This is a genomic window from Streptomyces sp. R-74717 (assembly GCF_047305335.1).
In the GTDB taxonomy this organism is placed as follows: domain Bacteria; phylum Actinomycetota; class Actinomycetes; order Streptomycetales; family Streptomycetaceae; genus Streptomyces; species Streptomyces atratus.
The window spans coordinates 103492-117767 of record NZ_CP102361.1; the positions used below are offsets into that span (position 1 = coordinate 103492).

At 69.4% G+C, this 14276-nt stretch carries 18 protein-coding genes and 1 riboswitch; of the genes, 11 read left to right on the forward strand and 7 right to left on the reverse strand.

Annotated elements, in window-relative coordinates:
- Position 1 precedes the first annotated feature (1 nt).
- Positions 2-1254, reverse strand: a protein-coding gene (locus tag NRF20_RS00520) for an IS3 family transposase (protein ID WP_413751756.1) whose coding sequence is annotated in 2 segments (ribosomal slippage) — positions 2-972 and positions 972-1254 — 1254 coding nt in all. Because the reading frame shifts where the segments join, the coding sequence is not laid out codon by codon here.
- A 263-nt stretch (positions 1255-1517) separates the two neighbouring features.
- On the opposite strand from NRF20_RS00520, the gene NRF20_RS00525 reads away from it, so the two are divergent.
- The 6 genes from NRF20_RS00525 (at position 1518) to NRF20_RS00550 (ending at position 5702) form a co-directional block, all read left to right on the forward strand.
- Entirely contained in the window at positions 1518-1700 is a 183-nt protein-coding gene (locus tag NRF20_RS00525; protein WP_413751757.1) for a hypothetical protein, read from the forward strand.
- Positions 1701-1765: 65 nt separating this feature from the next.
- On the forward strand, positions 1766-1954 hold the full coding sequence (locus tag NRF20_RS00530) for a hypothetical protein (protein WP_398635043.1): 189 nt from the start codon (positions 1766-1768) through the stop codon (positions 1952-1954).
- Positions 1945-2082: riboswitch (cobalamin riboswitch) on the forward strand. (Overlaps the previous gene by 10 nt.)
- 38 nt (positions 2083-2120) lie before the next feature.
- Complete coding sequence (locus NRF20_RS00535) at positions 2121-3107, forward strand: ABC transporter substrate-binding protein (RefSeq protein WP_398635044.1); 987 nt, start codon at positions 2121-2123, stop codon at positions 3105-3107.
- Positions 3104-4159, forward strand: coding sequence for a FecCD family ABC transporter permease (locus tag NRF20_RS00540; protein WP_398635045.1), 1056 nt, complete (start codon positions 3104-3106; stop codon positions 4157-4159). Before NRF20_RS00535 ends, NRF20_RS00540 begins: the two co-directional genes overlap by 4 nt.
- Positions 4156-4944 (forward strand): ABC transporter ATP-binding protein, encoded by a 789-nt coding sequence (locus tag NRF20_RS00545; RefSeq protein WP_398635046.1) that lies wholly within the window; start codon positions 4156-4158, stop codon positions 4942-4944. Before NRF20_RS00540 ends, NRF20_RS00545 begins: the two co-directional genes overlap by 4 nt.
- Positions 4941-5702, forward strand: coding sequence for a (2Fe-2S)-binding protein (locus NRF20_RS00550; protein WP_398635047.1), 762 nt, complete (start codon positions 4941-4943; stop codon positions 5700-5702). Before NRF20_RS00545 ends, NRF20_RS00550 begins: the two co-directional genes overlap by 4 nt.
- A gap of 346 nt (positions 5703-6048) precedes the next feature.
- Here the strand turns inward: NRF20_RS00550 and NRF20_RS00555 are convergent, their stop codons facing one another.
- The gene (locus NRF20_RS00555; protein ID WP_413751758.1) at positions 6049-6837 is read right to left on the reverse strand and encodes a Fic family protein; all 789 of its coding nucleotides are present in this window, start codon (positions 6835-6837) and stop codon (positions 6049-6051) included.
- 59 nt (positions 6838-6896) lie between these two features.
- Here NRF20_RS00555 and NRF20_RS00560 point away from each other — a divergent pair, with 59 nt between their 5' ends.
- On the forward strand, positions 6897-7955 hold the full coding sequence (locus NRF20_RS00560; RefSeq protein ID WP_413754502.1) for an IS630 family transposase: 1059 nt from the start codon (positions 6897-6899) through the stop codon (positions 7953-7955).
- Here NRF20_RS00560 and NRF20_RS00565 read toward each other — a convergent pair.
- From NRF20_RS00565 to tap, 4 genes are all read right to left on the reverse strand, one after another.
- Positions 7856-8614: a hypothetical protein gene (locus NRF20_RS00565; RefSeq protein ID WP_413751759.1), complete on the reverse strand. Its 759-nt coding sequence runs from the start codon at positions 8612-8614 to the stop codon at positions 7856-7858. The two genes, NRF20_RS00560 and NRF20_RS00565, sit on opposite strands and share 100 nt — an antisense overlap.
- A gap of 166 nt (positions 8615-8780) precedes the next feature.
- Positions 8781-8969, reverse strand: coding sequence for a hypothetical protein (locus tag NRF20_RS00570; protein WP_398635376.1), 189 nt, complete (start codon positions 8967-8969; stop codon positions 8781-8783).
- A 93-nt stretch (positions 8970-9062) separates the two neighbouring features.
- Positions 9063-9617, reverse strand: coding sequence for a telomere-protecting terminal protein Tpg (tpg, locus tag NRF20_RS00575; RefSeq protein ID WP_398635375.1), 555 nt, complete (start codon positions 9615-9617; stop codon positions 9063-9065).
- Positions 9618-9620: 3 nt separating this feature from the next.
- Complete coding sequence (tap, locus tag NRF20_RS00580; RefSeq protein ID WP_413751760.1) at positions 9621-11735, reverse strand: telomere-associated protein Tap; 2115 nt, start codon at positions 11733-11735, stop codon at positions 9621-9623.
- 255 nt (positions 11736-11990) lie between these two features.
- On the opposite strand from tap, the gene NRF20_RS00585 reads away from it, so the two are divergent.
- From NRF20_RS00585 to NRF20_RS00600, 4 genes are read left to right on the forward strand one after another with little or no spacing between them, the layout of a single operon-like run.
- Positions 11991-12689 (forward strand): class I SAM-dependent methyltransferase, encoded by a 699-nt coding sequence (locus tag NRF20_RS00585; protein ID WP_413751761.1) that lies wholly within the window; start codon positions 11991-11993, stop codon positions 12687-12689.
- Positions 12686-13300: a TnsA-like heteromeric transposase endonuclease subunit gene (locus tag NRF20_RS00590; protein ID WP_398634948.1), complete on the forward strand. Its 615-nt coding sequence runs from the start codon at positions 12686-12688 to the stop codon at positions 13298-13300. The genes NRF20_RS00585 and NRF20_RS00590 overlap by 4 nt, the downstream gene beginning before the upstream one ends.
- Positions 13300-13446, forward strand: coding sequence for a hypothetical protein (locus NRF20_RS00595; protein ID WP_398634949.1), 147 nt, complete (start codon positions 13300-13302; stop codon positions 13444-13446). The genes NRF20_RS00590 and NRF20_RS00595 overlap by 1 nt, the downstream gene beginning before the upstream one ends.
- Complete coding sequence (locus NRF20_RS00600) at positions 13443-13565, forward strand: hypothetical protein (RefSeq protein ID WP_398634950.1); 123 nt, start codon at positions 13443-13445, stop codon at positions 13563-13565. The genes NRF20_RS00595 and NRF20_RS00600 overlap by 4 nt, the downstream gene beginning before the upstream one ends.
- Before the next feature lie 543 nt (positions 13566-14108).
- On the opposite strand, the gene NRF20_RS00605 is transcribed toward NRF20_RS00600, so the two are convergent.
- Entirely contained in the window at positions 14109-14276 is a 168-nt protein-coding gene (locus tag NRF20_RS00605) for a hypothetical protein (protein ID WP_413751762.1), read from the reverse strand.

A 14276-nucleotide genomic window follows, 5' to 3' on the forward strand; every position in this document is an offset into this window, starting at 1 on the left:
CTCAGATTGTGTTTTTGACCTGGGGTTTCGCGGTGGTGAGGTAGTGGTTGGTCTCGTATTCGACGGGTGGGATGTGCCCTATTTCACCGTGGAGTCGGCGGTGGCAGTACCAGTCGACCCACTCGGCCGTCGCGAGTTCGACTTGGGAAAGTGTCCTCCAGGGCCGGCCAGGCTTGATCAGCTCGGTTTTGAACAGGCCGATCGCGGACTCCATGAGGGCGTTGTCGTAGGCGTCACCGACCAAGCCGATCGAAGCCGCGATGCCCACGGCGTCCAGATGCTCGGCGAGCCGGAAACTCGTATATTGCGACCCGGCGTCCGAGTGATGTATCAACTCGCCTGCCGTGTGGGGGAATCCGTCCCGGTCGCGCTGCCACAGAGCCATCTCCAGGGCGTCCAGTACGAGCCTGGTCTCCTTCGATGTGGCGGCGGACCAGCCAACGATCCGGCGGGAGAAGGTGTCCACGACGAAGGCGACGTAGACGACTCCGGACCAAGACCTGACGTAGGTGAAGTCAGCGACCCAGCAGCGGTTCGGCGCCGGCGCGACGAACTTGCGGTCCAGCAGGTCCGGCGCCCGTTCGACTGAGCTGTCCGGGATCGTGGTGATGACCTTCTTTCCGCGGACGGCGCCGGTGATGCCGAGATCGCGCATCAGGCGTTCGACGGTGCACCGGGCTACTTCGTGGCCCTGGCGGTGCAGCTCACGCCAGACCTTCCTGGCGCCATAGACACGGAAGTTGGTCTCGTGGACCTCGGTGATCAGCTCCTTGAGGGCGGCATCCCGCACCTGCCTGGCCGAGGGGGTGACCGCGCGTCTCTTCGCCGCGTAGTAGGTGGACGGGGCAATCTTGCAGTCGTGCTCGGTGAGTGTCCTGCAGATCGGCTCGACGCCGCCGAAGCGACCCTTGTGCTCGTCGATGAACGCTACGAGCGTGTGTGTGGCCGGTCGAGCTCGGCCGCGAAGAAAGACGCCGCGGCCTTCAAGATGTCGTTGGCCCGTTTCAACTCGGCGATCTCCTTCTTCATCGCCTTGATCTGCGCGGACTCCTCCGTGGTCGTCCCCGGACGCTGCCCGGAGTCGATCTCGTCCTGCTTGACCCAGTTCCGCAGAGTCTCGGCCGAGCCGATACCGAGCTTCTGGGCGACCGCCCTCAGCGCGGCCGACTCGTTCGGGTAATCGCCACGAACCTCAGCGACCATACGGACCGCTCGTTTGCGCAGCTCAAGGGGATACGAAGAAGGGCGTGCCATGACTTAATCCTTTCACGGAATCGAGTCTCTATTCGAACCGGGGCGGTTCACCGCCACGGAGCGCCGGACGTCGTCCATCGCCTCGCGCAGCCCGGTCGTCACCTCGCGGGCCTGCACGGTCGTCAGGAGTGGCCGCGCCGAGGTCGCCGTTGCCTGCGGCTGGCGCTACACGGTCGCCGCCCACTGGCGCGAGCACGCCTTCGCGGGGCTGGACGCTGGCCTCGCGACGCCGGCTACGGTCTGATCCGCTGGGTCTGCGGCCGGTGTTGCTCGCCGAGGCCGTCGGCGGGCGGAGGTTCGGGGAGCTCGCGGCGGCGACGGGCTGCGAGCCGGTCACCCGGGCCCAGTTGCTGCACCTGCTGTGGTCCCGGCGGCTGGGGCTTGACCTGGCCAGCCCGCTGGGAGACTGCTCGATCGTCGTGCCGGCCGGGGAGACGGGGCGGTGACCGCGGCGGCGGTGCTGGTCCTTTCGCCAGGTGCCGGGTTGGTGCTGGACGGGACGGAGTGAACGGTGGAGTGGCGCGAACCGCATCTGGGCCGCGTCCAGTTGGTGAAGGACGACGGCACGCGGGAGCGGGCGAGCCTGCGGTTCCTGGCGAACCATCCGCAGTGCCGGTCGTCGTCGCGGACGTCGGCGTCCGGGGCCGACCGGGGCCGGCAGCGCAAGGCGGCTGGGGGCCGGCCGGAATTTGCGGTCTGACAGACTGGGCCCCGAAAACTCAGGCGACGCGCGTCAGGAAACCGGTGTGAATCCGGTACGGTCCCGCCACTGTGACCGGGCTGCAGCAGCCCGGAAGCCAGACACTGGGCGCGCCGCCTTCTCCGTACAACCAGGGGACGAGGACATCCCCCGGAAAGGCTCGGCCATGCCCCGGATCCGCCGTGTACCACTCGCGCTCATATCGCTGCTTCTGCTACCGCTCACCGGCTGCGGCTCCGGCACGGGCGGCGAGGGCAAGGCAGAAGACGCACCTGCCGCGGACGGTTTTCCCTACACGGTCACCAACTGCGGTACAAAGACGACCTTCGACGCCCCGCCGAAGCGGGCCGTCACCATGAACCAGCACGCCACCGAGGTCATGCTGGCCCTCGGGCTCCAGGACCGGCTGGCCGGGACCGCCTACCTGGACGACAGAATCCTGCCGAAGTACCGGTCCGCGTACGCCAAGACCAAGGTACTCGCGAAGGAGTACCCCTCCAAGGAGGTGTTGCTCGGCGCCAACCCCGATTTCGTCTACGGCGGGTACAGCAGCGCCTTCGACAAGGCCAAGGGCCAGGACCGGGGGGGGCTCCAGAAGGACGGCATCAACACCCGGCTGAACATCGAGAACTGCACCAAGGGCAAGGTCGGTATCGATCAACTCGCCACCGAGATCGCCCAAGTCGCCAGGATCTTCGGCGTACCGGAGCGCGGCAAGAAGCTGATCGCCGAGGAGCGGCAGAAGATCAGGGCGGTCGAGACAGAGCTCAAGGGCTCCTCACATCCCTCGGTGTTCGTGTACGACTCCGGCGGCAGCTCCGCGTTCACGGCGGGCGGCAAGGGCATCGGCAACGAGATCGTCCGGCTCGCCGGGGGCAGGAACGTCTTCGCGGACCTCGACGGCACCTTCGGCGACGTGTCCTGGGAGCAGGTCATCAAGCGCAGGCCCGAGGTGGTCGTGATCTACGACTACGGCGGCACCACGGTCGCGGCCAAGAAGAAGCGGCTGCTGAACGACCCGGCGCTCGCGGACGTACCGGCGATCAGGAACAAGAGGTTCGCGGTGATCCCGCTGTCCTCGGCCGTGCTCGGCGTCCGGGTCGCCGACGCCGTGCAGGACCTGGCCGGGCAGCTGCACCCCGGTACCCCGTGAGCGCGGAGTCCGCCCGCCCCCGCCTGAAGACCGTCCTCCGCTCGACGCCCGTCGTGATCGGCGTCCTCACGGTGCTGCTGCTCGCGGCGGCGGTGGCCGGCCTGGTGCTCGGCCCGGTACGGATTCCGCCGGGCGAGGTGCTGCGTACGGTGCTGGGCCACGAACGCACCGGTGCGTACGCGACGATCGTGTGGGAGGTACGGCTGCCCAGGGTGCTGCTCGGGGCCGTCGTCGGCGCCGGGCTGGCCCTGTCGGGCGCGGTGCTCCAGGCGCTGGTGCGCAACCCGTTGGCCGATCCGTTTCTGCTGGGCGCCTCCTCCGGGGCGTCGGCGGGCGCCGTCGTGGTCATCGTGCTGGGGGTCGGCGCCGGGGCGGCCGCCGATGTGGCGCTGCCCGCCGCCGCGTTCGCCGGGTCCATGGCCGCGCTGGTCGCCGTCTACGCGATGGCCCGGCGCGGCGGCACCATGACGACGGGCCGGCTGATTCTGGCCGGGGTGGCGATCCAGTACGTGCTGTCCGCGTTCACCAGCCTGATTCTGGTGCTGTCCTCCCGGGCCGAGCATGTGCGGGCGATCATGTTCTGGACCCTGGGCGGCCTGGGCGGCGCCCGCTGGGACGAACTGGCCCTGCCCGCCGTGGTCCTGGGCGTCGGGGCCGTACTCCTGATCAGCCTGGCCCGTCCGCTGGATCTGCTGCTGACCGGGGAGGAAGGGGCCCGCAGCCTCGGCCTGGACCCCGGCCGCTTCCGGGGAGGGGTCTTCGTGCTCGTGTCGCTGATCGTCGGCGTACTGGTCGCCTACAGCGGGGCGATCGGCTTCGTCGGCCTGATGATCCCGCACGCCGCCCGGCTGATCGTCGGCGCGTCCCACCGCAGACTGCTGCCGGTGACCGCGCTCGGCGGGGCGGTCTTCCTGCTGCTGGCCGATCTGCTGGCGCGGACGGTGGCGGCCCCCGAGGAGATCCCCGCCGGGGTGGTCACCGCCCTGGTGGGCGGCCCGTTCTTCCTCTGGCTGCTGCGCCGCTCCAGCCGTACCGAAGGGATCACCGGATGAGCCCGGCACCGTCCCCGACGGCGCTCGCCGCCGACGGGATCAGCTACGAGGTGGCCGGCCGCACCCTGCTCGACGGGGTCGCGCTGGACGCCGCCCCCGGCGAGACGGTCGGCCTGGTCGGGCCGAACGGCAGCGGCAAGACCACCTTTCTGCGCTGTGTGTACGGCGCCCTGCGCCCCGCAGCGGGGCGGGTCCTGCTGGACGGGGCGGACGCCGCGGCCCTCGGCGTGAAGGAACGGGCCCGGCGTGTCGCCGTCGTACCGCAGGACAGCCCCGGCGCCTTCGGCCTGACCGTGCGCGAAGTGGTGGCGATGGGCCGCAGCCCGCACAAACGGTTCTGGGAGCAGGACGACGCCGACGACGCCCGCCGCATCGACCGGGCGCTGCGGCGCGTCGGCGCAGCGGCCCTGGCCGACCGGCGGTTCGAGGAACTGTCCGGTGGGGAACGGCAACGGGCCCTGATCGCCCGCGCCCTGGTCCAGGACCCGGGACTGCTGGCGCTCGACGAGCCCACGAACCATCTGGACATCCGCTACCAGCTGGAGATCCTCAGCCTGGTGAGGACGCTGGGCACCACCAATCTGCTGGTGCTGCACGACCTCAACCTGGCCGCTTCCTACTGCGACCGGCTGTTCGTCCTCAGCGCCGGACGGGTGGTGGCGTCCGGCTCCCCGCACGCGGTGCTGACGGAAGAACTGCTGGCCGAGGTCTACGGGGTGCGGTCGCGGATCGGCGCCCACCCGGTTACCGGCTCCCCCAACGTCGTCTACCTCCCGCTGTCATGAGCGACAAGACGTCCCCTGTCTGGACGCCCCTGCCGCACGGGCCACGCTGGCAGGTCACCGAAGGCGAACCGTCCGCGGGCGAAGCAGGGCCGTGGCTGGCAGCCGACCGGCTGGCCGACCCGGCGGGCGAGGAGCTGTCCAGGCTGCTGGAGAGTGAGCGCACCGGCAGCGGCCACCGCACCGGCCATGCGACCGCGCTGACCCTGATGGCGGTGTACGCGGGCCGGGTCACCGCTGCCGCCGTACTTCACTGGGCGCTGTACGACGAGGTCCCTGACATGCGGTCCGGCAATGTGCTGCTGCGCCCCGCCGCGCACGGGATCGGCGGAGTCCGGGTGCGTAGGGCCCGACTGCTGGTGCCCCGGGCCGGGGAGGACCCCGTACGCCTGCTGCACCGCACCGTACTCGACGGACATCTGCTGCCGATCGCCGATGCACTGCACCGTCGTACCCGCGCCGGGATCAGGCAGTTGCGCGGCGGGATCGCCCATGGCTGCGCCACGGCGCTGTGCGCGTACGGCGCCCAGGTGGATCTGCTGGCCGCTCGCTGGAGGCAGTTCGCGGACACCGCACCCGGCGGACTCGCGGCGCTGGGCGAGGTGGCACGGGTCCGGCGAGCGCCGGACGGCCCGGAGCGGCTGGTCTATCTGCGCAACACCTGCTGTCTGTACTACACGAGCGCGGAGGCGGTGCGCTGTGCGAGCTGTTGTCTGACAGGCCGCGAGGAGCGGCTGCGGGCGTACGCGAGGCCGAAGTAGGGACAGCGGGCGCCCGGGGGGTCCGGGCGCCGGGTCCAGGGTGCCGGAGGAACGCACGCTGCCACGCCGCACGAGCCGAGCGGGCTTCGAGGGCTCCGGCCAGGCACCGGCCGAGGCGGCGATGTGCCGAAGCACGATAGTTGTCACCATCGGCGGCCACTGACCTGCGGCTTCGGCACGGCGGGGCACGGTAGTTGTCACCAGGTTGGCACGCTACTTGTCACCAGCGGCGTGGAGGCAGGGCAGTTGTCACCGGCTCCGGTACTCCGCCGCCATCTGATCTGCATGACAGATCCGCGTGAACGAGCAACTCAGATGGTCTAACCAGCACCTTCTTACCCAACCGCTAGGAGCCGAGGGAAGCGGTGTTGCGTCGGGTCTCCGCGAGATGGATGTCGACATACCGCATGAGGGTTAGCGCGTCCTGCGGCTCATCGGCCTGGAAGGTGACGCGACGCAGCAGGCTAACCCCGTCAAGCGCGACGCCCTCGCGGGCGAGGACGAAGACGAGGGCGAGGAAGGCGGACCGGGCGTTGCCGTCGTCGAAGGGATGGAAGAAGCACACGTCGAGATAGGCACATGCGGCCCGGGCGGTGAGGGGAAGGGGCCGCTCAATGTTGCGCGCGCTTTCGGCCAGACAGGCATCGAGGCGGGCTCGGGTGTCCGGGTCGATTCCATAGCGTTCCCGACCTCCCTTGGCGAAGGCCGGCAGGTCGCGGAACGCCGGCGGCTGTGGTGTGCCCAGGACATGCTGCTGCCAGCGCTGGAGCAGCTCGAAGTCGAGAGAGGAGCCGCGCACAGCGTCGGCCCGCAACAGCTCCAGGGCGGTAAGCAGGCCTCGTGCGCGGGCGGGATCCAAGGCGCCGTCGAAGGCACGTATATCCTCCGTTGCGCCATCGCAGGCCGGGGCCACCGATTCGTCCTGGCCGCCTTCCGGAGCTTCCTGCCATGGCACGGTCTCTCGCACCGCGAGCCAGCGCTCGAGGTGATCCAGCGCTGGCCCGGCGGATCGTGCGCCGTTGTCAGGCCGCACCGACAACGCGAGGTGCTCCGCGACATCCTCGACTAGTGGCTTGTCACGCAGCCTTCGGCGGGTAATCGACCTGTTGCTCGTGACCCAGCAGACTGTCTCCAAGACTGATCTTGGAGGTGGTTGTGGGACGTCGACCGAGTGTGTTCGTCCGGCCGGTGAGCATGGAGGAGGGCCGGAAGCTGCAGCGGATCAGCCGGACCGCGAAGGACCCGGTGAAACTCCGCCGGGCGATCGTGGTGCTGATGTCCGCCCAGGGCCAGACGGTCAAGGACATCACCGTGCTGATGCAGGTCAGCGAGGACTACGTACGTGACGTCATCCACGCCTTCAACGAGCAGGGGCTGGATGCGCTGGACCCAAAATGGAGCGGGGGACGCCCAAGGACGATCAGTGACAAGGTGCGCGAGCACATCTGCCTGATCGCCCGGACGTCCCCCGCCGACTGGAAGATCACCGCGTTCTCCACCTGGAGCCTGAGCAAGCTCGCCGACCACCTCATCAAGCAGAAGGTGACAGCGGCCATCAGCAGGGAGACCCTGCGCCGGATCCTTCGCGCCGGCAAGATTTCCTGGAAGACCACCACCACGTGGAAGGCGTCCACCGACCCGGAGTTCATCGCCAAGATGCACCGCATCCTGGAGCTGTACGACACCCCGCCTGCCGACGGACGGGTGATATGCGTCGACGAGTTCGGACCGCTGAACCTGATGCCCCGCAAGGGCAAGGCGTGGGGCCCGGTGAGGCGTCCGCGCAGGCTGCGAGCCACCTACAACCGCTACGGCGGCGTGATGCACATGCTCGCCGCCCTCGATCTGGCCACCGGCAAGCTGTACTACCGCATCCGAAAGCGCAAGCGGTGGCGCGAGTTCCTCGGCCTCCTCAAGGCCCTGCGAGCCCGCTGGCCCGGGGAGAAGCTGTACGTGGTGCTGGACAACTTCTCCCCGCACAAGCACGCCGAGGTGCGGACCTGGGCCGCTGACAACGACGTCGAGCTGGTCTTCCTGCCGACCTACGGGTCCTGGCTGAACTGGATCGAGTCCGAGTTTGCGGCCCTGCGCTACTTCGCACTCAACGGCACCGACCACCGCAGCCACGACGAGCAGAACGCCGCCATCGCCTCCTACGTCCGCTGGCACAACGCCAACGCCGAGCCGAAGACGGCCTTCGCACCCGACTCACCGATCAGATCCTGGACCGAATACCCGGCGAAGGCTGCGTGACAAGCCACTAGCACCAGTTCAGGGCCGGTCCAGCTCGCGAACCGCCCGCCGATTGCCTCGTCGACCAGCTCCTGCGCAAGGTCGGGAGCGACGCCCCAGCGGCTGAGGAACCAGGTGAGCACTTGACGGCAATGTCCGTGCCAGCCGCTGCCACAGCCGGTGCGGTCGACGACCTGCAGGATCAGGTTTCGGGCGGCGCGCTCCCACAAGATCCGCTGGTCCTCGACCTCGGCCAGGTTCAACGGGTACGCGTCGAACCACCCGGCGAGACTCTCCAGCCACTCGCGCCACTCGCACAGCGCCGCGACGACACGGGCGATCGTCTCCTGCGGTGTGGTGATCGAGTCCCGCGGGCAGCACCAGTTCCCGACAGGTCCTCCGTCGAAGTCGCCTTCGTCGTGCGCCCAGCGCCAGCCCACGGTCCAGCGGCCGTAGCGCTCGGCGAGGGCGTGCGACATGGCGTCGGCCCAGGGTTGTCCCTCGCCCCAGCTCCAGGCATTCATCGCCGGGTCACCGAAGGAGATGTCAGGACGGCTGGGTACCCTCCGAGCAGGCCCGAGCGACCGCACCACCTGCGGCGCCGACGCGCTGTCGAAGAAATGACGGGCGGGGTCCACATCGCCCCAGGTCAGAAAATGAGGGGCCAGCTCGACGATCACTGCGCAAGCCTGCCACGTCCACTCGACTGTGGTTCAAGCGGATTACCGACTGAAGTGCTCAGTTGCCAGCCGAAGCGGTCTCAGTCCGTCAGCCGCCCCTGCGCGGTCCCGCGCTGCGATCTTGGTGACAACAAGCCTGCCTTTGTGACACCTATCGTGCTTCGGCTCAGGCGACCAGACCGGGCTGCTTCGGCGGGTAGGGGAACAGGTGCCGCAGGTGGGCGCGGGCGTGCCGAAGCGAACGGGTCTCGGAGGTGAAGCCGAGCATTGCCTGCATCATCGCCAAGGTCACCAGCTCCGCGGCGCGATATCCACTGCCAGCCGCCAGGGGGTGATCACCCAGCTGACCAGCCACGATACCGTGCTCAACTCGCCGGATGAAGTGCGCACTCGCCAACTCGGATGCTCAGCCACAGTGATTGATGCTCGCCATAAAAGGGCTCCGAATTCAGTAGTCGAGATCCAGGTAGTCGATGTCGTTGATTTCGACCTCCGACAGTCCCATAGCGCGGCCACCACTGTCCTGGAAATACACGTCCTTAAATCCTTCGGCGATGATTTCACGCATCTTCTGGTCGCTCTCCCCCACGTCGCGGGCGTCGAACAGGCGCTGCGCGTACGTCGCGGGGAGACGGACGGTGAGGCGTCGGAAGCGGCCGTCGTCGGTCGTGCCGACCGGCGCGGTGTAGCCGAAGCGGGCCCGCGTCTCCACGGTGATCCCGGTGGCGGCGGCCTGCTTCCGCCGGCGCTTGCGGACCTGGGGCTGCCAGCGGGACCGGACGGCGTCGTCGATCTTCGCGGCGATGTCCTTTGGCGGGTGCTTCCGCTCGCCCTTGCGGTAACGCTCCACCGACCGCTGGCTGACCCCGAGCTCCTGGGCGACGGCCTTGGTCGTCTTGAGCTGCTTCATCAGGAAGTTGATGCGGCCCTGGAGGGTCTTGGGCGGCTCCCGGGTGAACGACTCCCGGTCGGCCCGCTCGATGGCGTCCTCGATCTCCCCCATGGCCTACTCCCCTTCGTCCAGGACGGCGTCGCCGCCCTTGATGTGGCGGGCCGGGTTGAGGCCCTTCTCCATCAGGTCGACCGCCCACAGCATCGACTGGACGCCCTCCAGCTTCGCCAGGCCGGGCGTGGGCCCGAGGCGGAACCCGCCGGGCTGCGGCTTGCCGGACGCGGCGTACGGGAGGAAGTCGAGCGGGCTCTCCCCCGGCGAGGGGTAGACGACGCAGTCGCTGAGCACGGCGAGCGGGAACAGCCCGGTCATCGCGGCCATGTTGCGCAGCTTGCGGTGCATGTTGACCCGGGCCTTGCTGATGACGGCGGCCCGGATGTCGGGGCGCCAGGTGGGCCGCTGGAGGGCCGGCCACGTCTCGCCCTCCTTGTAGTGCTTGCCCTGGGGGCGCTCGCGGAGCTTGCCGACGCCGCCCTTGACCGTGGCCTTGATCGCGGACAGGACGGCGGCCAGGGCCGGGTCCTTCTGCTTGTGCTGCTCCATCGCCGCCAGGAACTCCACGTCGGAGAGGTCCTTGGTGACGCCCATGTCCGCGAGGGTGTCGACGTACGCCGTCTTGAGGCGGTCGTGCCACGGGTCGAGGTACGCGCCGGTCTCCCGGCGCAGGTACGCCTCGATCGGGTGGACGTCGTGCCCGAGCTCCTGGGCGTAGGCGACGGTGTGCGTCTGGTACCAGGCCGGGCCGGTCGGCCGGGTGCCGTCCGGTGTGAACGGGCTGGGGAGGCGCGGGTCCAGCTCGATGTGGGAGAGGTCGACCAGCCAGCTCCCGGGGATTTTCGGGTTGAACTTCGGGGCGTGGAAGTGGTCGGGCGCGCTGAGGCCGACGACCAGGCGGGCCGCGGCGGCGAGGAACGCCGTGTTCAAGTCGAGGCCGACCGCGAAGGGCAGCGTGCACTCCTCATCGCTGAGCGAGTCCACCGACCGCACCCACTGGTACGCCTCTTCGTTGAGGAAGCCGCCGGTCCAGCCGGAGTTCACGACGACGGGGTGCTCCGGGGTGGTCTCCGGCGGCGCCGGGTCCATCGGTTCCGTCCCCAGCGAGCCCGCGTTGTGGCCGGACACCCAGTTCCCGGTCTCCGGGTCCTGCACGGCCTTCGTCGGCGGGCGCAGCGCCGTCATCAGCTCCAGGCCCGAGACAGCGGTGGAGCCGCGCGGGGTGATGACCCGCTGGGCGTAGATGCCGAGGACGCGGGCGATGTCGGCCGGCTCCATCTCGGCGACGCCGGGCCAGGACCGCTCATCGAGGGCGTCCCACGACAGGATCGCCAGCTGCACGCACTGCCGCTCGCGGCCCTGCGCCTTGCGGTAGATGCGGGCCCACGGGCCGAACCCGCGCTGCGTGAGCTGCCACTTCGCCTTCGCGACCTGCTTGACGACCGGGTGGTCCTCCGGGAGGCGCAGGGAGCGGCGCTGCTCGTGGCCCTCCAGGCGCTCGGGCAGTCCGAGCTTCACGGCGGCCGCGGCGGTGAGCACGATCAGCGGGTCGCTGTCCTTGCCGTACCGGTTGAGCTTCGCGGCGCCGAGGCCGGACTCCTTGAGGGTCCACTCCACCAGCTCCGGCACGGTGGTGGCCGGGCAGTCGAGCACGATGCCGTCGATGCCGTACGCGGAGCCGTCGCCGTCCAGCACGGCGAGCGGGCCGTGCGGGAACCGCGGGTCGATCGCGGGCTTCGCCGCCTTCTTCGCCGCCGGGCGGCGCGACGACGTCGCCGGACGCTCGGGAGCGGTCTGGACGGCCGGGACCTGAACCGGTGCGGCGGTCTCCGTCTCGGTGGCGTCGGGCGCGGCCGGGCCGGTGAACGCCTCCGGTACCTCCGGCTGCGGCGCGGCCACCGGGGCCGGGGCGGCGGGGGCGCCGTGTGCGGGGTACTTCGCCGCCCAGCCGTTCAGCAGCCGCTGGTACGCCTCCAGGCGCGGCGGCTTCGGCTCGCTCCGGCCGTTCTCCCAGTTCTTCACCGTCTGGGTCGTCGACTTCAGGGCCTGAGCGAGACGGGCCTGCGTGATGCCGGCGGCCTCACGGAGCCGGGCGCGCTCCGCCGGGGGCGGGAGCTGCGGCTCCTCTGCCAGCAGGGCGTCGATGTTCGCGAACAGCTCTTCCTCAGATGCCATATCTGTCTACCTCCACCCTGAACACTAGCATGCTTTAACCCTGACGAAAGATTCAATTTAGCCCTTACTTTTAACCCGTTCGGCGCATGTATGCTGTGTGGCGTTGCCGGGGATGGCGGCCGAAACTGTCGGGTCGCGTGTGATGTGGCGAGTGCGCACGTGATCTGGCGAGAACCGTGGCGAGTTCTCATTCGATCTGGCGAGGATTCGGTCGATCCTCTGCGCTCGTGGGGCCATGCCGTGTACGGGAGAGGTATGACGCAGATAGCTGATCCTCAGTCCTTCGACCGGTTCGCCCTCGACTACGACCGCTTCGTGAGTCTGCTTCCGGGGCAGAACACCGCCTGGCTGCTCGGGCTGGGCTTGAAGGGCGAGCGTGCTCTGGATGCTGGCTGCGGTTCGGGGCACGCGGTCGAGGCTCTGGCGGACGACTTCGAGGAAGTCATCGGCCTGGACCTGAGTGCTCCCCTGATCGAGATCGCCAAGGCCAAGAGGGCACGGCCCAACGTGCGCTACGTGGTAGAGGACCTGTTCGACCTGGAAGACAAAGACGGCTTCGACCTGGTCTACAGCCACACGATGCTGCACCACCTGGAGGACTACCGCGCGGGCTTGGAGCACTTGAAGAGCCTCGTGCGGCCCGGCGGCACCGTCGCGCTGATCGACAACGTATGTGATCCGTATCCGACGCCGCCGCGCAAGGCGTACACCTGGCCCGCGCTGTGGAGCTTCCCCAGTGAGATCCGACGCGTGGGGCTTCGCGACGCGTGGTTCCAGCTGCGCTTCTGGCACAGCCAGCCGTGGCTGGCGCACCTGCTCAGTGACCACTACCTGTCGCGCGAGCAGTTCCGCGAGCTCTACGGGAGTGTCTTCCCCGGGGCCCGGTTCGATGATCTCGGCTTTGCCTTGGCGATGTCCTGGACGGCTCCGCCGAGCGGGGGTGATGTCCAGTGACGCGGCTGCCGGCTGTCTCCGGGGCGGCGCCCGCCCGGGTCGAGGGCTTCGAGGTGGGCTACTTGGGAGGTGACGGGGTGGAACGCCGGGTTCCGCTGGCCAGGGCCGCAGGGGTGCGGTTCGAGGACGGGCGGCCGGTGCGCGAGTTCCCCTCGTATCGCGGGCAGCGGAACTATCCGGGCCTGTACTGGTCGGCGACGGCTGGCACGCATGTCGGGTACGAGTCGTGGCTGGAGCGGGACCACGCGATGGCCCTGGACTTCGACCCGGTTGTGACCGCGTTGGCCTCGCAGCCTCTGTGGCTGTTCTGGGATAACGAGCGGGGCAAGGCGGTCTCGCATGCGCCGGACTATTTCGTACGCCGTGCCGACGGCTCGGTGCTGCTGGTGGATTCCCGGCCGGAGAACCGGCGTCCCGCACGGGACTTGGCGAAGTTCGCCGCGACCGAGCATGCCTGCGCTGAGATCGGCTGGAGCTATGCCCTGTGGGGCGAGCTGGACCCGGTGGAGTCCGCGAACCTGCGTTGGCTGGCCGGTTACCGGCACTCGCGCTGCTTCAAGCCGAAGTTGCCGCACGGCTGCGGGAGTTCTTCGCGGCCCCCGGACTGCTGATGGAGGGTGCCGAGGAGGCCGGCGATCCGATCGCGGTGCTGCCGGTGCTGTTCCATCTGATGTGGCGCCAGGAACTGCTCTGTGACCTGTCGGTGCTGCTCGGTGACCGCACGGTGGTGCGTCTCGCGGTGGAGGACGTGCGGTGAGGCCGCGTCCGCTGCTGAAGGTCGGGGACCGGGTGGTCTTCGGCGGGCTGGAGCACACCGTGGTGGCCGTCGCCGGGACGACGGTGCGGCTGCTGTCGGCTGCTGTCGGCTGCTGGTGAGCCGTCGACGGTGCTGGTGGCCTATCTGTTCGCGGCACCGGATTTCGAGGTGGTCGGTTCCGCGCCGGTGCCGTCGCTGACCGCTCAGGGGCTGCTGGAAGGGCTGCCGAAGAAGGTCGCCGAGGCGGCCTGCCGGTGGGAATGCCACCTGGTGGAGATCGAGACCGGGCTGCCGCCGGACGCACCGGCCGGAGCCGTTCCGCGGCCGGAGTATGACCCGGCGTCACGGTCTCTGGCCGAGCGGGAGAAGGCGAAGGCCGCCGAATTGTCGGCGGCCGGGCAGCGGACGGGCCTGCGCACGATCCAGCGGATGCGCCGCCGCTACCGGGACCAGGGTCTGTGGGGTCTGGTCGACGGCCGCTATGCGCCCAGGCCGAAGCCGACGGGGAATGTGGACTCCCGCGTGGTGGAGGCCACCATCGCGGCGATCGAGGCCCAGACCGACGCGTCCACGGGCACCAAGGCCCGGATGCTGCGGCAGGTCGAGCGCTTCGTGCACGACGAGTACGGAGAAGCGGTCGCGATGCCCTCTCGGGCGACGTTCTACCGCCTGGTCGACGCGCTGTCGGCAGGTCGCCACACCTTCGGCTCGGCCGTCACCCGCCGCCAGACGGCCAACCGGCCGGCCGGGGTGTTCACCGCCACGGTCGCGGCCCGCCCCGGCGAACAGGTGCAGATCGACACCACGCCGCTGGACGTGATGGCCATCAT